At 72.1% G+C, this 19,673-nt stretch carries 17 protein-coding genes and 2 pseudogenes; 13 read left to right on the top strand and 6 right to left on the bottom strand.

From position 1 onward, the window contains the following. Window position 1 precedes the first annotated feature (1 nt). Window positions 2-1,387, bottom strand: coding sequence for a sensor histidine kinase (locus tag M8J74_RS35390; protein ID WP_249840350.1), 1,386 nt, complete (start codon window positions 1,385-1,387; stop codon window positions 2-4). Beyond that, complete coding sequence (locus tag M8J74_RS35385) at window positions 1,384-2,046, bottom strand: response regulator transcription factor (RefSeq protein WP_249840349.1); 663 nt, start codon at window positions 2,044-2,046, stop codon at window positions 1,384-1,386. Before M8J74_RS35385 ends, M8J74_RS35390 begins: the two co-directional genes overlap by 4 nt. Before the next feature lie 321 nt (window positions 2,047-2,367). Between M8J74_RS35385 and M8J74_RS35380 the strand changes: the two genes are divergently transcribed. After that, a complete protein-coding gene (locus M8J74_RS35380) occupies window positions 2,368-4,140 on the top strand; it encodes a hypothetical protein (RefSeq protein ID WP_308406169.1) in 1,773 nt (590 codons plus the stop codon). Window positions 4,141-4,257: 117 nt separating this feature from the next. Here the strand turns inward: M8J74_RS35380 and M8J74_RS35375 are convergent, their stop codons facing one another. Continuing rightward, the gene (locus tag M8J74_RS35375) at window positions 4,258-4,821 is read right to left on the bottom strand and encodes a CGNR zinc finger domain-containing protein (protein ID WP_249840348.1); all 564 of its coding nucleotides are present in this window, start codon (window positions 4,819-4,821) and stop codon (window positions 4,258-4,260) included. Between the two features lie 64 nt (window positions 4,822-4,885). Next, a pseudogene (locus M8J74_RS35370) lies at window positions 4,886-5,152 on the bottom strand (ABC transporter ATP-binding protein); the annotation flags it as partial. Window positions 5,153-5,342: 190 nt separating this feature from the next. On the opposite strand from M8J74_RS35370, the gene M8J74_RS35365 reads away from it, so the two are divergent. Beyond that, window positions 5,343-6,179 (top strand): prephenate dehydratase, encoded by an 837-nt coding sequence (locus tag M8J74_RS35365; protein ID WP_249840347.1) that lies wholly within the window; start codon window positions 5,343-5,345, stop codon window positions 6,177-6,179. A 361-nt stretch (window positions 6,180-6,540) separates the two neighbouring features. On the opposite strand, the gene M8J74_RS35360 is transcribed toward M8J74_RS35365, so the two are convergent. After that, on the bottom strand, window positions 6,541-7,029 hold the full coding sequence (locus M8J74_RS35360; RefSeq protein ID WP_249840368.1) for a TetR/AcrR family transcriptional regulator: 489 nt from the start codon (window positions 7,027-7,029) through the stop codon (window positions 6,541-6,543). A 200-nt stretch (window positions 7,030-7,229) separates the two neighbouring features. Here M8J74_RS35360 and M8J74_RS35355 point away from each other — a divergent pair, with 200 nt between their 5' ends. The 8 genes from M8J74_RS35355 to M8J74_RS35320 all read left to right on the top strand — a co-directional run bounded on the left by M8J74_RS35355 (window position 7,230) and on the right by M8J74_RS35320 (window position 15,345). After that, window positions 7,230-8,792 carry an MDR family MFS transporter gene (locus M8J74_RS35355; protein WP_249840346.1) on the top strand — a complete coding sequence of 521 codons (1,563 nt, stop codon included), beginning with the start codon at window positions 7,230-7,232 and terminating at the stop codon, window positions 8,790-8,792. A gap of 358 nt (window positions 8,793-9,150) precedes the next feature. Next, window positions 9,151-9,666, top strand: a complete 516-nt coding sequence (gene msrA, locus M8J74_RS35350) for a peptide-methionine (S)-S-oxide reductase MsrA (protein ID WP_249840345.1) — start codon at window positions 9,151-9,153, stop codon at window positions 9,664-9,666. 192 nt (window positions 9,667-9,858) lie between these two features. Continuing rightward, on the top strand, window positions 9,859-11,301 hold the full coding sequence (locus M8J74_RS35345; protein WP_249840344.1) for an aldehyde dehydrogenase: 1,443 nt from the start codon (window positions 9,859-9,861) through the stop codon (window positions 11,299-11,301). 193 nt (window positions 11,302-11,494) lie between these two features. After that, complete coding sequence (locus M8J74_RS35340) at window positions 11,495-11,692, top strand: hypothetical protein (RefSeq protein WP_249840343.1); 198 nt, start codon at window positions 11,495-11,497, stop codon at window positions 11,690-11,692. A gap of 44 nt (window positions 11,693-11,736) precedes the next feature. Next, window positions 11,737-12,183: a VOC family protein gene (locus tag M8J74_RS35335; RefSeq protein WP_249840342.1), complete on the top strand. Its 447-nt coding sequence runs from the start codon at window positions 11,737-11,739 to the stop codon at window positions 12,181-12,183. 115 nt (window positions 12,184-12,298) lie between these two features. Next, window positions 12,299-12,967: a molybdopterin-dependent oxidoreductase gene (locus M8J74_RS35330; protein WP_249840367.1), complete on the top strand. Its 669-nt coding sequence runs from the start codon at window positions 12,299-12,301 to the stop codon at window positions 12,965-12,967. Next, window positions 12,915-13,613 carry a cytochrome b/b6 domain-containing protein gene (locus tag M8J74_RS35325; protein ID WP_249840341.1) on the top strand — a complete coding sequence of 233 codons (699 nt, stop codon included), beginning with the start codon at window positions 12,915-12,917 and terminating at the stop codon, window positions 13,611-13,613. The genes M8J74_RS35330 and M8J74_RS35325 overlap by 53 nt, the downstream gene beginning before the upstream one ends. Window positions 13,614-13,725: 112 nt before the next feature. Next, window positions 13,726-15,345: a tannase/feruloyl esterase family alpha/beta hydrolase gene (locus tag M8J74_RS35320; protein WP_249840340.1), complete on the top strand. Its 1,620-nt coding sequence runs from the start codon at window positions 13,726-13,728 to the stop codon at window positions 15,343-15,345. 271 nt (window positions 15,346-15,616) lie between these two features. Here the strand turns inward: M8J74_RS35320 and M8J74_RS35315 are convergent, their stop codons facing one another. Further along, entirely contained in the window at window positions 15,617-16,492 is an 876-nt protein-coding gene (locus M8J74_RS35315) for a helix-turn-helix transcriptional regulator (RefSeq protein WP_372500367.1), read from the bottom strand. Between the two features lie 103 nt (window positions 16,493-16,595). Between M8J74_RS35315 and M8J74_RS35310 the strand changes: the two genes are divergently transcribed. The 3 genes and pseudogenes from M8J74_RS35310 to M8J74_RS35300 all read left to right on the top strand — a co-directional run. After that, window positions 16,596-17,288 carry an SDR family NAD(P)-dependent oxidoreductase gene (locus M8J74_RS35310; protein WP_058921467.1) on the top strand — a complete coding sequence of 231 codons (693 nt, stop codon included), beginning with the start codon at window positions 16,596-16,598 and terminating at the stop codon, window positions 17,286-17,288. 87 nt (window positions 17,289-17,375) lie between these two features. Then, window positions 17,376-18,731 (top strand): DUF8825 domain-containing protein, encoded by a 1,356-nt coding sequence (locus tag M8J74_RS35305; RefSeq protein WP_249840338.1) that lies wholly within the window; start codon window positions 17,376-17,378, stop codon window positions 18,729-18,731. Window positions 18,732-18,735: 4 nt separating this feature from the next. Then, window positions 18,736-19,407 (top strand): annotated as a pseudogene (locus M8J74_RS35300) (helix-turn-helix transcriptional regulator); the annotation flags it as partial. Between the last annotated feature and the right edge of the window lie 266 nt (window positions 19,408-19,673).

The following is a 19,673-nucleotide window of genomic DNA, read 5'->3' as shown; positions in this document are numbered from 1 at the left end:
CTCAGCCGGTCGGCAGGTCCACCCGGAAGCGTGCGCCGCCCTCGTACCCGGCGTCGTACGACACGTCACCGCCGACGGCGCGGGCCAGGCGGCGCGCGAGCGGCAGGCCCAGTCCCGCGCCGTCGTGGCCGTCGTCCGGGTCGGCGCGGCGGCCGGGCTGGAAGAGCCGGTCGAGGAACGACTCCGGTACGCCCGCGCCGTCGTCCGTGACGGTGATGCGCAGACCGCCGGGCCGCGGTCGCGCGTTAACGGTCACGGTGGAGCGGGCGTACCGGATCGCGTTGGCCAGCACCGGGCTGACGATGCGTTCGAGGAGAGCGGGAGCGACGCCCGCCTCCAGGTCCCCCTCCGGTACGTCGACGACCGTCTTGACCGGTTCTCCCCGGTCCCGTGTGCCGAGGTGCGCGGTCAGCCGCCGCAGGACGGGCGCGACGGCGGCGGTCCCCGGAGCGGCCGAGGGGGTGCATGCGCTCTCCCGCGCGTCGTTCAGCAGGGTGTCGCAGATGGTGCGCATGGACCGGGCGGCGTCCGCTATCACCTCGTGCGTGGCGCGGGTCTCGGCGGCCGAGCGGGGGCGCGCCCGCCACCAGTCGAGTTCGACGACGATCCGGGTGAGCGGAGTGCGCAGTTCGTGCGACAACTCGCCGGTCAGCTGCCGCTCGTGCCGCAGCACCGTGCGGATCCGGTCCAGCAGCGCGTCCAACGAGGCGCCCAGCCGCGCCAGTTCGGCCGGATGGTGCTCGGCTCCGAAGCGGTCCTCCGAGCCGACGGCACTCCACTGCGTGGCCTGGTCCGTCATCGTGCGCACGGGACGCAGCGCCCGTCCCACGGCCAGGCGCGTCAGCACATAGGTGCAGGCCAGCATGACCGCGTCGAGGACCAGCGACCCGAGGAGGACCATCTGCGCCGAGTTGCGGTACGGGGCGAGGTCGAGGGCCGTGACGACGGTCGCGGCGCTGCGGCCGCCCGTGACGGGGCGGGAGCACAGGCGCACGAAGCGCGGGTTCTCGGCCCGTGCCGTCACACAGCCGCGCTCGCCGCCCGCGGCCAGCCGGTCGGCGGCGCGGGTCAGGGCGTTGCCGGCGGGTGCCCGCGGCGGTCTCTCCACCAGCCGTGTCCCGTCGTAGATCCATACGTTCGTATCGAGGAGGCGGTCGTCGGCGGTCTCCACCACACGCACACGGGGGCCGCGGGTGTCGACGGTCGTGGCGACGGCGGCCGCGCGGTCGCGCAGCACGTCGTCCGCCTGGTGCCGCAGCTGCCGGTCCAGCACGGCGTTGAACGCCACGGTCAGGACGGTCATCAGCAGCGCGGCGATGGTGAGCGCGACCAGCGAGAGGCGGCCGCGCAGGGTCCGTGGCGCCGAAGGGCGCGGAAGGCGCTTCATGACAGGCGGTGCCCGACCCCGCGGACGGTGGTGAGACTCAGGTCGCTGCCCGTGCCGCGCAGCTTGCGGCGCAGCCGGCTCAGGTACTGGTCCAGCGTGTTGTCGCTGACGTGCGCGCCGTCGGGCCAGGCCGCCCCCACGAGATCACGCCGGCTCACGAGGGAGCCGCCCGCCGCGACGAGGGTGGCCAGCAGACGGAACTCGGTGGGGGAGAGGTCGACGTGCGCCTCGCCGACCGCGGCGCTGTGCCGGGTCGCGTCCAGGACCAGGTCTCCCGCCCTGGCCACGGCCTGCGGCGCGGCACGTCTGACCGCGACCCGCAGCCGGGCGACGAGTTCGGCGAGATGGAACGGCTTGGAGAGGTAGTCGTCTGCACCGGCGGAGAACCCCGACAGCCGGTCGGTGAGGCCGTGGCGGGCGGTGAGGAAGATGATCGGCGCGGCGAACCCGTTGGCGCGCAGCGCCTGGCACACGTCCCGGCCGTCCGCGTCGGGCAGCCCGACGTCCAGGACGACCGCGGCGATGTCCTCGGCCGCCAGCCGCAGTGCGGTCGCCCCGTCGGCGGCGGGCACGGGCGCGAAGCCCTCGTCCGACAGGCCCCGGCGCAGCACGTCACGCAAGGCGTGATCGTCCTCGACGACCAGGATCTTGTGACGCATGCTGCTCCGTCCGGTGGGTGAAGGCGATTCGGTCGAGGGAGGAGGCGATTCGGTGGATGAAGACGATTCACGCAAACCGCTTACCGACTACAACCTTGTAGACACCGTCTGAACTGTAGACGATCGACAGGGGGCGTCCGTTCCCGCCCGTGACCCGAACGGCGCACATCTGAATGCGTGTCAGGTCTCACGGCCGGCGGGCCCCCGGTCCTGCGGAACCTCGCGCGCCGGCTCGTCTCCCGCGGGACGCGCTCGACGGATCTCGGGTGGCCGGACGTCCGTGACTGCCGCCCAATGGGGGCGAGACAGAGGAGGCGGTTCATGGCTGGCACCTACCGCGCCGGAACGAGCGTCGGGATGCGGCGCCGTACCGCCACGGAACCGGTGGCGCCGCCCTCGCCCCCGGCCCGCGCGCGTGGCGTACCGGAGACCGCGCCCCGGCAGCTGCACCGGGGCATGACCCTGGTCGCCACGATCAGCCTGTTCATTGGCACGCGTGCGGCCTGGACCGACGCGATGCTCTCGCGCCCGGCCGTCGCCGGGATCATCTCGGTCTGCTACGCCTCGATCCTCGTCTGCGCCGTTCTCGCGCTGACCGTGCGCACCCGCCGCGCGCTGATCCGGGTCGACGCGGCCGTCCTGGTCACGGCGGTGGTGCTGGTGACGTGCGGCTACGTGCTGGACCACATGGGCAGCGACGAGGGCGTGCTGACCGCTCAGGCGGCGAACGAGATCCTGCACGGCCGCCCGGTGTACGGCCGGCCGTGGCCGTGGCTGTTCGGCACCCCGCGCGTCGGGATCACCAAGACCATGTCGGGCGGCGCGGACGTCACCTACGGCTATCCGCCGCTGACGGCGCTGCTCGCGGCACCCGTGCACGCCGTCGTCCACTCCACGGCGGCCGCCACCCTGGTCACCACCTCCGCGCTCCTGCTCTCCTCCGTTCTCCTGTGGGTGCTGCTGCCGGCTCACTGGCGCTCCGCAGCCACCGCCGTCTGCCTCGGCTTCGGCTTCCTGCCGCACTACGCCTACCTCGGCTACCCCGCCGTCACGGCTCTCGCGCTCTTGGTGCCCGTGGTGGTCCGCTGGCCCGACACGGGCCGGGGCGGGCACCTCGGGCCGGGCGGCGTGCTGCGCGCGGCCTGTCTCGGCGCCGCCTGCGCCGCCCAGCAGCTCGCCTGGTTCCTGGCGCCCTTCCTGCTGATCGGCCTGTACGCCGTCCGGCGCGGCGAACTCGGCCCCCGGCGCGCCCTGGCCGTGACCGCCCGTTACGCCGCCACCGCCGCCCTGACCTGGTGCGCCGTCAACGCCTACTTCGCCGCGGAGGGGTTCTCGGCCTGGCTGGACGGCATTCTCCTGCCGCTCCAGCAGAAGGCGATCCTGCACGGGCAGGGCGTGATGGGACTCTCCTACTACTTCACCGACGGCAGCAGCCGCCTCGACTACTACTCCTACGGCAGCCAGCTGCTGCTGCTCGGCCTGCTCGCCGTCACGCTGCTGTTCGTGCGGCGCGTGGGCCCGGCCGTCACCGTGCTGCCGTGGATCGCGTTCTACGCGGCCACGCGCTCCCAGGACGGCTACTTCCTGATGATGACTCCGCTGTGGCTGGCGGCCGCGGCGACCGTCCCGGCGGCCGCGTTCGCCACCGCCTGGCAGCCGCGGCTGCCGCACGTCACCGGCCGGCGGGCGAAGGCCGCCCTGGCGGCCGTGCTGCTCACCCCCGCCGTCGTGTGCGTGATCGTCGCCGCCGCGAGCCCGCCGCCCCTGCACATGAGCCTCGCCCCCCGCTACGCCCAGCACGGCTCACGCGTCGGCATCACCGCCGTCCGCCTGCGGGCCGTCAACACGACGGGAACGCCGCTCTCCCCGCACTTCGCCAGCCGCCGGGGCCAGGGCGCCTCCAACTGGTGGACCATCGCCTCCGGCCCCGCCACGCTGGCACCGCACGCCTCGGCCCTCTACGTCGTCGAACCCCCGGGCGGCTTCCGCCCCGTGCCGAGCGGCCGTGCCAAGACCTACCTGATCGCCGTCACCGGAACACCGATGACGATCACCACGGCGCACCTCCCGGCGGCCCCTCCGCCCGCCCGCTGACCGGCAGGCGGTCGAGGACCGCGGCCGCGTCGCACCCGGGCGTCCGTCCGGGGGAGGTCCGCCTCAGTGGACGGTCGCGCTTCAGTGGGTGGCCGTGCATCAGTGGACGGTCGCGCTTCAGTGGGCGGCCGCGCCGGGGGCGGTCTTCTTCCGGGCGCGGTAGGCGGCGGCCTTGATCTTGTTGCCGCACGACTCCATGCCGCACCACTGGCGTCGCATGCCCCGGGAGCGGTCGATGTAGACCCGGGTGCATTCCGGGTTGCCGCATTCCTTCATCAGGGGCACGTCGGGGCCGCTGAGCAGCTCCACGGCCTGCCGGGCGACGGTGGCCAGGGCCTGCTCGGGCGTGGCCTCGGTGTGCCTGCCGGACAGGGTGAGCTGGGGGGTGACGGGCGTCTTGCGCGCGGCGGCGTTGAGCACGGCGAGCGCCTGCCGGTCGAAGCCCTCACCGAGTCGGCGGTCGGTCACCAGCCGGTAGATGGCCTCGCGCACGGTGGTCGCCTCGTGGACGTCGTCCTCGACGCCGGGGGTGATCGTGTCCACGAGCCCGGACTCCACGTACCACGCGTTCAACCGGTCCGGTGTCACGAACATCTCGAAACGGGCCGAGCGCCGGGCCCGGAGCGTGGCCGCGAAGTCCAGAGCCGGGTGGCCGCACACGAAGACATGATCGAGATTCACGTCACCATTTTGACAGGTGACCGGGGGGAGGTGCAAGGAGTGCCGTCCTACCGTCCGGCGCTCCGTCGCACCTCTTGGTGGGCTCGGCGAGCAGCAGCGGGTGCGGGGCCGGTTCGGCGCACAGGGCGCAGGCCGGCGTGGCGCGCAGCCGCTCTCCGCCGGACAGCACCTCGACCGGCAGGTGGGCACGCGGGCCCCGGAAGAGGAACCGCGCGAGCAGGTTCGTCCGCTCCGCCTCCGGCCGCCCCGGGGTGAACACGGCGAAGCTCTCCGCGACCGTGCGGTTGAGGTCCGGCAGGTCCAGCCGCTGGGAGAGGTAGGCGCTCCTCGATACACGGTCGATGTCGCGGGCATCCCAGCCATTGCCGCCGGCCGTATGCGCCCGCACCGGGTGAAAGTCCCTCCCGGCGCTCCGTGATGAACGGGAACGCGGCGTCGTCGCCGATACTTGGTCGGTGCGGTATGCGACGGATCTTCCGCTGCCCCACGACACGACCTGCCCTCAGGAAGGCTGAACCACGGTGACGACCGCCGCATATCAGGGTGAACCCGGATCCAACTCGGCGACCGCCGCGCGCGCCCTCTACCCCGACGCCGGGCACCTGCCCTGCACGAGCTTCGAACAGGCCCTGGACGCCGTGACGCTCGGCACCGCCGACGTCGCCGTCATCCCGGTCGACAACTCCGCGGCCGGTCGCGTCGCCGACGTGCACCACCTGCTGCCGGAGTCCGGCCTGTTCATCGTCGCCGAGTACTTCCTCGCCATCCGCTTCGACCTGATGGGCGTGCCCGGCGCCACCCTCGACCAGGTGGAGTGCGTACGCAGTCATGTGCACGCTCTGGGGCAGTGCCGCAAGGTGCTGCGGGAGGGCGGCTGGCGCACCCTCGTCAGCGACGACACCGCCGGGGCGGCCCGTGAGGTGGCCGAACTGGGCGACCCCCGGCACGCGGCGCTCGCTCCGCCCGCCGCGGCGGAGCTCTACGGTCTCGAGGTGCTGCGTGCCGAGGTCGAGGACGACCCGGACAACACCACGCGCTTCGTCGTCCTCTCCCGGGAAGCCGTCCTTGCCCCGCCCACCGGAGAGCCGACGATGACGAGTCTGTTCTTCAGCGTCCGCAACATCCCCAGCGCCCTGTACAAGGCGCTCGGCGGGTTCGCCACCAGCGGCGTGAACCTCACCAAGATCGAGAGCTACCAGATGGGCGCGGGCCTCAACGCCAGCCGCTTCTACGTCGAGATCGAGGGGCACCCCGACGACGAGCGCATCGCCCTCGCCCTGCACGAGCTGCGCTTCTTCTCCACCGAGGTACGCATCCTCGGCGTGTACCCCGCGCATCCGCACCGGCTGGCCGGCTGATCTGACTTCTGACGTCTGGCGTCTGGCGTCTGGCGTCTGACGTCTGGCTTCTGATGTCTGCCGGGTCCGGATCGGTGCGCGGCGGAATGCGCCGGTGGCGTCGTCGGTTGGTCGGAGCACGCACCGAGGGGAGAAGCCTTGACCCACTCCGACTCCGCCAACGAGCCGTCCAGACTCCGTCGCGTCCGTCTGCCCGGAACCGTGTCGCCGCCTCGTGAGGCCGCCGCCCGGCGTCCGGCGGGGGAGAAGGACGTACAGCAGGCGCCCGGAGCGCAGACGGCTCCGCAGAACATGGAATGAGCAGCGCCCGACGACCCTCGGGAACGCCTGGACCCAGGTGTTCCCGAGGGCCGTCGGTGTGTCAGGACGTCCCGAGGCCGTTGAGGAGGGTGTCGACGACGACGTCCGCCGCCTGTCCCGCGCTCAGTTCGGGCAGTTGCCGGGAGACCAGGTGCATCAGCTGGGGCAGCAGCGCGCTCGCCCAGCCCTGCGGGAGCCCCGGCCGCAGGAGGCCTTCCTCGGTGGCGCGCCGCAGGAAGGCGTCGACCTCCTCGACGGCCGCGTCGCGGCGGGCGTGGACGCTGTCGTCGGCGAGCATGCGGGCGAGGTCGACGGGCCAGGTGCGGTTGACGGCGATGATGTTCTCTACGTAGCGGTGCAGGGCGACGGCCACGGGCGCCTCGCGCAGCCGCGCCTCTTCGATGGCGCTTTCGATCGCCGTCAGGCGTGCCTCGTAGATGGCCGTGAGGAGGTCCTCCCGGGAGGCGAAGCGGCGGTAGACGGTGCGCCGGTCGACCCCTGCCTCGGCGGCGATGCTCGCGATGCTCGCGCCGGGGTCGGCGGCGAGCATACGTGCGCCGGTGGTCAGGACGGCTTCCAGATTGCGCGCTGCGTCGGCTCTCACCGCACCGAGTCTAGTGGCGGAATGTGATGCCTGAGACATCTAACGCCTCTCGGGAGTAGAGACATGCGTCCTAAGTGCTACATTCAAGTGACAGATATGCGCTGGTAGTGCCAGATCCTTGAGCTTCCCGGAGAGGTGTGTTTCCGATGTCGTATGCAGCCAAGTCCTCCACGTCCAAGGCGAGCGGTGTCGCCGCAGCGATGAGCGCGCTGGTCCTCGCGGTCCTTCTCGCGGCCCTGGATCAGACGATCGTCTCCACCGCCCTGCCCCGGATAGCCGAGGACCTGAACGGCTTCGACGACATCGCCTGGGTCAGCGCCGCCTACCTGCTCGCGTCGACGGCGGTCACCCCGCTGTGGGGCAAGCTCGGCGACATGTTCGGCCGCAAGCGGCTGTACCTGGCCTCCACCTCGATCTTCCTGATCGCTTCGGTGGCCTGCGGCCTGGCCCAGAACCTTGCCGAGCTCATCGGCGCCCGCGTCCTCCAGGGCGTCGGAGGCGGCGGCATGATCGTGCTGACCTTCGCCCTCGTCGGCGACATCGTCGCCCCGAGCGAACGCGGCCGCTACCAGGGCCTGTTCGGCTCGGTCTACGGTGTCGCCAGCATCGTCGGCCCCCTGCTGGGCGGCATCTTCACCGACCAGCTGTCCTGGCGGTGGGCCTTCCTCGTCAACCTGCCCGTCGGCCTCGTCGCCCTCGCCATCGCCGCGCGAGCGCTGCCCGCCGCCACCAGGGGCACCCGGGCCCGCATCGACTACCCCGGCGCCACCCTGCTGGCCGCGATCGCCACCGGACTGGTCCTCGTCACGTCCTTCGGCGAACGCTGGGGCTGGGGCTCACCGGCCATCGTCGGCCTGATCGCCGCCACCGTCGCGCCGGCCGTGCTGCTGGTCCCGGTCGAGCGCCGCGCCACCGCGCCGGTCCTGCCGCCGGCGATGTTCGCCTCCCGGACGGTGGTGCTCTCCTCGCTGATCGGCTTCCTCGCCAACGCCGCGATGTTCGCGGTCCTGGTCTACCTGCCGACGTACCTCCAGATCGTGCACGGCGTCTCGGCGACGCTCTCCGGCGTCCACATGCTGCCGCTCGTCGCCGGACTGGTCATCAGCCAGTCCCTGGCCGGGCGCTGGGCCGCCCACGTCGAGCGGCTGCGGGCCATCCTGCTCGTGGGTCTGCTCGCCAACCTCGCCGGGCTGCTCCTGCTCGGCACCATCGGGGCGGCCACCGACACCCTGGTGCTGAGCGTGTACTTCCTCATCACCGGTGTCGGCATCGGCATGGTGCCCATGGTCGTGCTGACCACCGTCCAGAACAGCGTGCCCGCGGCCGACCTGGGCGCCGCCAGTGCCGTCGTCACCTTCGCCCGCTCCATCGGCGCTGCCTTCGGAGTCGCCGTCTTCGGCACCCTCCTCAACACCGGCTTCGCCGACCGCACCCGCGCCCTGCCGACCGGCGGCGGCTTCGACGCGACCCGCCCCGACACCATCGGCCGACTGCCCGGCGCCCTGCGCGACAGCGCACTGGACGCCTTCGCCCACGCCACGGCCACCGGCTACCTGTGGATCGCGCCCACCGTCGCCCTCGGCGTCCTGTCGGCTCTCTTCCTGAAGCCGACGCGGAAGACCGACGACCCGACCGCGGCCTCGGGCCAGGGCGACCCCGTGGCCGTCGAGAAATCCGGGCGCCCGTCGGTGGCGTCGGCGCGTTCGTAGGGGTGTCGCCGGGGCGCCGGCCACGCCGCCCAACGGCCATGAGGGAGGCGGCAGTTGACGGCGTCCGAGGGCGGCGGGGTGTTGCGTCCGCCGCCCTTGGACGGGATCAGCGGGCGATGGCCCGGAGGCGGCGACGTAGCCCAGGGCCTTGACGTTGGGGTCCCCTCAGGAAGGCGGGAATTTTTCCCGGCTCTCGCGACGTTTCGGCTCTGCCGGATTCGTCACCGCTTCGGCGGGTGACGAATCTGTCACGCAGGTTGTCACCTGCCAAGATGGTGACGAATGTGGAGCTGCTCGGGCCGCCGACGTGCGAGCCTGGAGCCCTGCGCGAACGACGCGAACGGAAAGGTGAGGTGCCATGAGCGACGCCGAGGAGAGGGCGCTGCTGGCGGGCGGCTGCTTCTGGGGTATGCAGGAGCTGATCAGGGCGCTGCCCGGGGTGACCCGCACGCGGGTGGGCTACAGCGGCGACAACGACAAGCCCAACGCCACCTATCGCGACCACGGAAAGCACGCGGAGTCGATCGAGATCACCTTCGATCCCACGGTCACCGACTACCGCACGATCCTGGAGTACTTCTTCCAGATCCACGACCCGAGCACGAGGAACCGGCAGGGCAACGACATCGGTGCCAGCTACCGCTCCGCGATCTTCTACTTCGACGAGGAGCAGCGCCGCGTCGCCGAGGACACCATCGCCGACGTCGACGCGTCCGGCCTGTGGCCGGGTCCGGTGGTGACCGAGGTGGTGCCGGCCGGCCCGTTCTGGGAGGCGGAGCCGGAGCACCAGGACTACCTCCAGCGCTACCCGGACGGCTACACCTGCCACTTCCCGCGCCCGAACTGGCGCCTTCCCAAGCGCGCCGAGGCCTGACCGCCTCGATCCCGCAGTATCCGACCGACCCCCGGGCGCCCTTCGCCCGGGGGTCGGCCCGTGTTCGCCCCGATCCCGGTTTTACGCACGCTCAAGATGAGCTAAGCAGCAGAAGTGCTACTCTGATGTGACAGTTGATGATGTCGCCTGTCACGCGCAGGGCGTCGACGTACGGGAAGCCGGAGGAAGCACATGATCATCTACGACAGGCTCTTCGTCGGAGGTTCCTGGGTCCGGCCGGACAGTCCGGAGCTGCTCGACATCGCCTCCCCGCACGACCGGTCGGTGATCGGACGCGCCGCGCAGGCGCGGCCGGCGGACATCGACCGGGCGCTCGCCGCGGCGCGCACGTCCTTCGAGAAGGGCGAATGGCGTCTGGCCCCGCCGGAGCGGCGCATCGCGGTCCTGAGGCGGTTCAACGCGCTGCGCGAGGAGAACGCGGAGAGGATCGCGCACCTGATCTCGCTGGAGAACGGGTCGGCCGGCTGGTTCACGCGCGCCGGGCAGCCGGGCCTGACCCGCCAGGCGAACGCCTACCTGAAGGCGGCCGAGGAGTTCGCCTGGGAGGAGACGCTCGTCCCCTCCGACCCGTCGTCTCCCGTGCGCAGTGTGGTGCGCCGCGAGGCGGTCGGCGTCGTGGCCGCGGTGATCCCGTGGAACTCGCCCTTCTCCTCGGCCACCGCGAAGATCATCCCCGCGCTGCTCGCGGGCAACTCCGTGGTGCTGAAGGTGTCTCCGGAGAACTCGCTGAGCATGGGCTTCCTCGCCGAACTGCTGGAGCGCGTGGGCCTGCCCGAAGGGGTGATCAGCGTGCTGCCTGCCGACCGGGAGACCAGCGAGTACCTGATCTCGCACCGGGAGGTCGACAAGATCGCGTTCACCGGCTCGACGCGGGCCGGCCGCCGCATCGCCGCCATCGCGGGCGAGCAGCTCAAGCGGGTCAGCCTGGAACTGGGCGGCAAGTCGGCCGCGATCATCCTTCCCGACGCCGACCTCGCCAAGGCCGTCGCGGGTCTGCGGTTCGGCTCCCTGCTCAACAACGGCGAGTCCTGCATCGCCCAGACCCGCGTCCTCGCCCCGCGCAGCCGGTACGAGGAGGTCGTGACCGCGCTGAAGGAGCTCGTCGAATCGCTGAAGGTGGGCGATCCCAGCGACCCCGACACCTTCATCGGCCCGATGATCCGCCCCGACCAGCAGGAGCGCGTGCGCGACTACATCCGGCTCGGCATCGAGGAGGGCGCCCGCCTGGTCACCGGCGGTCCGCAGCTCCCCGAGGGCCTGGAGAGGGGCAACTACGTCACCCCCACCGTCTTCGCCGACGTCGACAACTCCATGCGGATCGCGCAGGAGGAGATCTTCGGCCCCGTCCTGGTCGTCATCGCCTACGACGACGAGGACGACGCCGTCCGCATCGCCGACGACTCCGAGTACGGCCTGTCCGGCGGCGTCTGGTCCGCCGACGAGGAACACGCCCTGGCGGTCGCCCGCCGCCTGCGCACGGGCACCGTCACCGTCAACGGGGCCTCCATCGCCTTCGACGGCCCCTTCGGCGGCTTCAAGGCCAGCGGCATCGGCCGCGAGTACGGGGCTGTCGGGCTCGGCACCTACACCGAGTACAAGACCATCACCGTCTGACCCGAACGCGTCCATGCGTAACCCGTCAGGGCGGTTTCTTCTTACGGAAGTGTGACGTCATTTCACCTGCCCTGAGTGCGCGCCCTCAGTGTTCGTCACCGGCTTGACAGGTGACGCGGTGCTGGGCATGCTGATGAACGTCCGAGGCGACAGGCCCGGACGCCGTCCACGAACGACGAAGTGGAGCACGGTCATGAACAAGGGGCTCACCACGGAAGCCGCCGAGGCGGCGGTACGGCACGCGCGCTTCGGCAAGCTCCCCGAGCGCATCCGCTTCGAGGACATGACCGAGGCGGTCGAGGCTGCTCCGGCCGGCGCGGTGAACGCGTCGTACGACCCGGAGGGGTCCTGGAAGTACTACTCCTGCCTCGCCCTCGACCTGGGTCTGTAACCACCCCGCGCATCCGCGCCACCATCGAAAGTGAGATCACATTCATGGACATGAAGCTCGAAGTCGTCGTCCTGCCCGTCGGTGACGTCGACCGTGCCAAGGGCTTCTACGTGGAGCGGCTCGGCTGGCGCCTCGACGCGGACTTCCCCATCAACGACGGCTACCGGATCGTGCAGGTGACCCCGCCGGGCTCCGCGTGCTCGATCATCTTCGGTGAGGGCCTCACCGAGCAGGAGGCGGGCACACTCCACGGCCTCCAACTGACCGTCACGGACATCCTCGAGGCCCAGGAGGAGCTCGCCTCGCGCGGCGTGGAGGTGTCCGGTCCGTTCCGTGACGAGACCGGCGCCTTCCACCACGCCGGCGACATGGGCCGGGTGGCCGGCGTGCACCCCGAGCGGGCCAGCTACGGCACCTTCGCCGCCTTCAAGGACCCCGACGGCAACGAGTGGTTCCTGCAGGAGATCACCGAGCGCGCCCCCGGCCGCTGACAGCGAGGGAGCGCGGATCATGGCGGAGAAGCCGAAGCCGAAGCCGAAGCCGAAGCCGAGGCCGAAGGCGAAGCCGCGGCCCCGGACCGGGGGCGCTCCGGTCGGGCGGCGGGCGATGCTGGGCATGCTCGGAGCGGGTGCGGCGGGGCTCGCCGCCGCGCCGTACCTCCAGCGGGGCTGGGAGGGGTTCCTCGCCGCGGCCTCGGAGGTCGACGCCACCGGCCTGACCGGTCTGCTGCCCGACCCGGGCGGCTTCCGTTACTACAGCGTCGTCGGCTCGGTGCCGCACAAGGACGAGACGAACTACGAACTCCGCGTCGGCGGGCTGGTGGAGCGGCCGCGGACCTACACGCTCGACGAACTGCGCGCACTGCCGCAGACCCGAGTGGTCCACGACGTCCTGTGCACCGACGGGTGGCGCGTCGACGACACGCCCTTCGAGGGAGTGCCGCTGGCGGACCTCCTCGACGCCGCCGGGGTGCGTTCCCCGGGTGCGGCGGTCCACTTCACCTGCTTCGACGGCGCCTACACCGAGAGCCTCACTCTGGAACAGGCCCGCCGGTCGGACGTTCTGGTGGCACTCGGCATGCAGGACAAGCCCATCACCCACGCGCACGGCGGCCCGGTCCGCCTCTACGTGGCGCCCATGTACTTCTACAAGTCGGCCAAGTGGCTCTCCGGCATCACGGTCACCGACAAGGTCGTCCCCGGATACTGGGAGGAGCGCGGTTATGCGGTCGACGGCTGGCTCGACGGAGCCGACCGGCACGGCGGCGCGGCCTGAACACGAGGGCCGGATACGCCGGTTCAGCACCGCCGAGCGCATGGTCCACCGGGCGACCGGTTACCTGATGCTGCTGTGCCTGGTCTCGGCCGCCTGTCTCTACCTCGGACCTTTGGCCCAACTCGTCGGACGCAGGCATCTGTTGGCCACGGTCCACGAGTGGTCCGGCGTCGCGCTGCCCCTGCCGTCACTGCTGGGGCTCCTCTCGCCCGCCTTCCGCGCGGACCTGCGCCGACTCAACCGCTTCGCGGTGTACGACCGTCAGTGGCTGCGCGCCGTCCGCAGGCGCCGTACGTCACCCGAGGCGCGCCCGGCCGGCAAGTTCAACGCGGGCCAGAAGCTGTACGCGGGCTGGATCGCCGGCGCCGTGCTGGTGATGCTGTCCACCGGCCTGCTGATGTGGTTCACGGGGCTGTTGCCCTTCGTGTCCCGCACCAGCGCCATCTTCGTGCACGACCTCGTGGCCTGGGCGATCACCTTCGTCCTCCTCGGCCACATGCGCAAGGCGTTCGCGGACCCCGAGGCGCGCCTGGGGATGCGCACCGGTCACGTCAGCCGAGCCTGGGCACAGCGCCACCACTCGCGCTGGCTGCGGGAGGAACAGCGCCGCCGGACGGGCGAGGACGCCCAAGGCGCGACGCGCTGACCGCAACGCCCCCTGATCAAGCCTGAGTTGGCGATCGGCGCGCGCCCGTGTGCCGCACGCGCACATGCGCCGTAGCGGCCGGACCTACACCCACCTACCGAACGGGAAACCCATGAGACGACTTCTCACCGTCCTTGCCGCCGGCGTGCCCCTGGCCGCGGCGCTGTACCTGCCGACCGCCTCGGCGGAGCCACGGGGTTCCGCCGCCGCAGCCCCGTTCGGCTGCTCGGCGCCGTCCGTGAAGGCGCCGGCCGGCACCGAGGTGGAGTCCGTGTCCGCGGCCGGCCGGCAGGGCGGCACCATCACCGGTTCCGGCGTCCTGGGCGGCTCGGTCTCCGGGGTCCCGGCCTACTGCGAGGTGACGGTGACCCTCACCCATCCGGGCGCCAACGACCATGCCACCGTGCGTACCTGGCTGCCCGTCAGCGGATGGAACGGCCGCTTCCAGGGTCTCGGCGGTGCCGCCTACCTGGCCGGTGACAACGGTGTCGGACTGGGCACCGCCGTCAAGAACGGCTACGCCGCCGTCACCACCGACGCCGGCGTCGGTGACGCCCTGGACACCGGCTGGGCGCTGGACGGCGAGGGCCGGGTCGACACCGCCCTGCTGAAGAACTTCGCCTCCCGCTCCCAGCACGAGGCGGCGGTCGTCGGCAAGCAGGTCGTCGGCGCGGTCTACGGCAGGCGCCCCGCCCACTCCTACTTCACCGGCTGCTCCACCGGCGGCCGCCAGGGCTACATGGAGGCCCAGCGCCACCCCGGCGACTACGACGGCATCCTCGCCGACGCGCCCGCCGTCAACTGGGACGAGTTCGAAGTCGCCACCCTGTGGCCGCAGGTGGTCATGCACAACGAGAAGACCTACCCGTCCCGGTGCGAGTTCGACGCCTTCACCAAGGCCGCCGTCAGGGCCTGCGACTCGCTCGACGGCGTCCGCGACGGCCTGGTCGGCGACCCCTCCCGCTGCGACTTCGACCCACGCCGGCTGATCGGGACCAAAGTCACGTGCGAGGGCGAGGAGTTGACCGTCACGGCGGCCGACGCCACCGTCGTACGCAAGATCTGGGACGGTCCGCGCACCGCCTCCGGGAAGAGGCTCTGGTACGGCGTCCCCATCGGCGCCGACATATGGGCCCTGGCCGGGCACTCCGACCCCGACGCCGACGGGCACGTCACGGCCGCGCCGTTCCCGGTGCCGGCCGCCTGGGTGAAGCTGTGGGTGGCGAAGGACCCGTCCCTCGACGTCACGCAGCTCACCTACGACCGTTTCACCCGGCTGTTCAGGCAGTCCCAGGCGGCGTACGACGACATCATCGGCACGGACGACCCCGATCTGTCGGCCTTCCGCGAGGCCGGCGGCAAGCTGCTGACCTGGCACGGCGACGCCGACCAGTACATTCCCGCCCAGGGCACCGTGCGGTACCGCCAGACGGTCGAGCGGGAACTCGGCGGAACCGAGAAGGTCGACGACTTCTACCGCCTCTTCCTCGCCCCCAGCACCGACCACTGCGGACTCGACGGCGGTGACGGTTCGGCCGACGGTCTCGCCGCGCTGACCGACTGGGTCGAGCACGGCAAGGCGCCCAGGACGCTGCCCGCCACCCTGATCGACGCAGACGGCCACAGCGTCACCCGCGACCTGTGTGGCTACCCGCGGGTGTCCCGCTACAAGGGCCACGGCGACCCGGCCGCCGCCTCCAGCTTCACCTGCGTCTCCCCGCCCCGGCACTGAACGGCACCCTCTCGCGGAGGCGACCTGCTGAGGCGGGGGGCGCGGGTCCATGTGCGGGAGGGGCCGGCAGCGGATGCTGTCGGCCCCTCCCGCACAGGTGACGGCTCACCTCGCCTGCAGCGGCCCCGCGAAGGACTTGCGCAGCGATGCGGGGGCGGCCAGGGGGAGGAGCGCGGCGAGCATCCTGCCCCTGACCGTGCTCGGCTCGCGCGTCAGTTCGACGTCGCCCCGGGTGCCGTCGCCCTCGGGGGTCAGCGGCCGGGCTCGGCGGTCACGCTCCTGCTGCGGGCGTGGCGACCGCGGCGCGGTCGCTCAGGGCGAGTCTGAAGGCGGCCGCGTTCGCAGCGCCGGACGCCGCCGACAGGATCACGATCTTCAGCTCGGAGTCCCCGTCGGTCAGGACGTCGCAGTCCACCTCCACGGCACCGGCGACGGGATGCTCGACCCTCTTGCGGTCCTCGCGGTGCGCGCCCACCGTGCCGCTCGCCCACAGCCGCGCGAACGTCTCGTTGCCGGTGACCAGCACCTGGATCAGCTCGGTCAGCCGGGCGTCGTGCGGGAAGCGGCCGGCCGCGCGGCGCAGGTCGGAGACGACGGCCAGGTCGGAGGTGTGGCCGTCCCGTACGAGCACCGGCCACAGGGCGATGCGGACACGGTCGGGGCCGACTGGGAAGCGCTCCCGGGCGAAGTTGCGCAGCCCGGGCGGCGCGAGCGCCGGGTCGCCGAGCAGCGCCGCCCATCCGGGGTTCCACCACAGCATCTGCCAGTCGGCCGCGAACACGGCCACCGCGACGTCTCCGAGCCGGTCGACCACGCGCCGGACGCCGGGCGGGATCGTATCGGGCACGACTCCGGCGTCCGGAGCGGCCAGGCCCGCCAGACGGTGCAGGTGGTCGCGCTCGGCGGAGCTCAGGTGCAGCGCGTTCGCCAGGGACGCGACCACCTGGGCGGAGGGTGTCGTGGCCCGCCCCTGCTCCAGCCGCACCACGTAGTCGACCGACACACCGGCGCGTTCGGCGAGTTCCTCGCGGCGCAGTCCCGCCGCGCGTCGTCCCGGCCCGGAGGGAAGCCCCACCGAGGACGGCGACAGCCGCTCCCGCCAGGCGCGGATCGTCGCGCCCAGTCCGACCCCGTCTCTCGCCGTCATGCGATCCATCCTGCCTGGAAGTCCCCCTGTGGTCCTGGTACTGCCTTTCCTACGGTCGACGTCTCCCTGGCGCAGGGTGCGTCGGCCCCTGAACGATCGACGCATGACCACCACGTTCATCACCGGAGCCAACAAGGGGCTCGGCCACGAGACCGCACGCCGTCTCGTCGCGCTCGGCCACACCGTGATCCTGGGCGCGCGCGACCCCGGGCGCGGGGCCGCTGCCGCCGCCGCGCTGGGCGCGCGATTCGTCCCCATCGACGTCACCGACGACGCCTCCGTCGCGGCGGCCGCCGCCGACGTCGCCGCGCACGAGGGCGTGGTCGACGTCCTGATCAACAACGCCGGCGTGCACGGCCCCCACGGCGATCCCGGCGAACTGACCGGCGCCGACGCGCTGAGCGTCTTCGACGTCAACGTCTTCGGCGTGATCCGCACGACCACCGCGTTCCTTCCGCTGCTGCGCCGGTCCCCGGACCCGGTCGTCGTCAACGTCAGCAGCGGAATGGGGTCCCTCGCGCTCACCCAGGACCCGTCGAGAATCGAGTCGTCGGTGATCGCGCCTCTCTACACGGCCTCCAAAGCGGCCCTGACGATGCTGACCACTCAATACGCCAAGGCCTTCAAGGACATTCGCGTCAACGCCGCCGATCCCGGTTACACGGCGACCGACCTCAACGGCCACTCCGGCCCCCAGACCGTCACCGAGGGCACCGACGCGATCGTCCGCCTCGCCACCGAAAAACCCGGCGCCGGCACCGGACGATTCATCGACCGCGACGGCCCTGTCGCCTGATCCGGAAATCCCCCGGCAAAAGGCCCCCGGCGCCGACGGGAGTTGGCGCCGGGGCCGATTGTCAGTGCCGCGTCCTACTCTCGCAATATGACCTACAGCGTCTGGCACAGGGGCCTCGGCATCACGCTCGACCTGACCGAGGCCGATCTCGGGCATCCCGAATACCCTCGGCTGCTCGACGAGATCTACGGCAATTACCAACCGGATCTTCTCTACTGCCTGGAAGCCCATGAGGACGAGGGCTTCATCTGCCCGGGCTTCATGACCATCCGCAAGGTCGACGGCCGTCCGCACGCCATGCATGTGGCAAAAGGAGAACGCCCCGAGACGAAGGCCGAAAGCGATCTCCACAAGGCGCTGGGGGAATACACGGCGAAGGTCGCCGCGGGGGAGGGATTCCGGGTGACCCGGCCGGAGGGAGACCGACCGGAAATGGGGCGCGCGGATGTCACGGTCGAGGGCGCGGACAGCCGTCGCCTCGCCTATGAAATCCAGCTGGCCGCGATAGCGGGCGGTTCCGTCGACGACCGCACCCGGATCGCGCGCCGGGCCGGGCTGACCCCGCTCTGGCTGGTCAACAACGAGAACGCGATACCGATCGACCGCGCCCCCTGGGCCCGGCTGAACGTACAGAGCTGGCGTGACGTGACCGACCGTGCCGCCCTGCCGGTGCGCGGCGGCATCAAGCAACTGCACATGTCCCGCTGCGACTGGGGCAACCCGGTGCCCTGCCCGCGCCAGGGCGCCGGCCGCTGCGGCGGCAGGCACGCACTGTGGGAGCCGGTCCGGGGGCTCTACTACGACGACGTCATCCGGCGCGCGGCGACGGGCGAGCTGGTCTCGCTGTACCTGCCCCACCCGGCGGGCCGCCGCGGCTGGCATATGTGGGTCACCCCCACCGACAAGGAGGAGTTCCTCGAAGGCCGGCCCGAGCCCGATCCGGGCGGGCCGGGTGTGCGCCCCGCGGAGGCGGCGGGCCGGACCGGGCGTTCCCGCGCCGACGGGGCGGAGGACGGCGTACGGTCCGAGCTCACCCGCGCGCGGGACGACGGGCAGTCCATCGACGCCTCGCTGTGGCACACCGAACCCGGGCCGTCCGAGTTCTCCCGGCCCTTCGTCGTCGGCGAGTTCGTCATACCCGGTGACCTGGTGGCCGCCCGGCGCACCTTCACCCGCGCGCTGGAGCACGCCGCGGACATCGCCGCGCATCTGCCCAGCGGCGCGGACATCGCGGCCGGCCGCGCGGAGATCTCCGGCGATCAGCGGGAGCGTCTGGTGGACGCGCGGGAGCGGTGCCGGCGCCTCGCCGAGGAGATGCACACCCACCCCTGGTGGGAAACGGTCGGCGACCGCCACGCCGCCCGGGAGGCGGTGACGTACGCCGCGACCCACGACCACCTCTCCTCCTGGACTTTCCGTCCAGGAGTTGGACCATTAGTCTAGGCGCGTGACGGAGGAACAGACTCTGGATGCGGAGAGGGACGCGATCCTCGCCGCGCTGCGTCCTGTCGCGGACGGGATCGCGGCGACGTTCGGGCCGGTCTGCGAGGCGGTCCTGCACGACTACCGGCACCCGGAGAACTCGGTCGTCGCCGTCGCCGGCTCGGTGACCGGGCGGGCGGTGGGCGGCGCGATGAGCGAGATCGGTATGCGGGTCCTCGCCCGCGGCGACCGGGCCGAGGACGAGCTGAACTACGTCACCCGCGCCCGCTCGGGCAAGCTGGTCAAGGCGTCGACCCTGGTGCTGCGCGACTCCACGGGAGCGGTCTTCGGCGCCCTGTGCCTCAACGTGGACGTCACCGCGGTGAGCGAGGCCCACGCCCTGCTCGGCGCCCTCGCCGGAGCCACCGGCACCGTGGCCGAACCCCCCGTCACCACCTTCGGCAACGACATCGACTCCGTCGTGGACGCCATCCTCGACGCCCACCGGATCGGGCCGGACCGGCCCTGGGGCGGACTCGACCGCACCCAGCGCCTCGCCCTGTTCCGCGGCCTCGACGAACACGGCGTCTTCGCCGTGCGCCGCGCCGTCGAGCAGGTCGCCGCCAGACTCGGCATCTCCCGTGCCTCCGCCTACAGCTACCTCTCCCAGTCCCGCGCGGCCGACGACCCCACCGCCACCCCGGCGAGCGCCCCTATCACTGCCCCGGCGAGCGCTGCGACCGGCGATCCGGTCCCCGTCCCGGCAAGCGCCCAGGCCGCCACCCCGGCGAGAGCCGCAGCCGCTGCCCCGGCGAGCGCCGCAGCCGCTGCTCCGGCGAGCGCTGCGACCGGCGATCCGGTCCCCGTCCCGGCAAGCGCCCAGGCCCCCGCCCCGGCAAGCGCCCAGGCCGCCACCCCGGCGAGAGCCGCAGCCGCTGCCCCGGCGAGCGCCGCAGCCGCTGC

Source organism: Streptomyces panaciradicis (assembly GCF_023516615.1).
Classification (GTDB): Bacteria; Actinomycetota; Actinomycetes; order Streptomycetales; family Streptomycetaceae; genus Streptomyces; species Streptomyces panaciradicis.
Note: the sequence above shows the minus strand (reverse complement) of the source record. Positions and strands in the feature narration are given on the sequence as shown.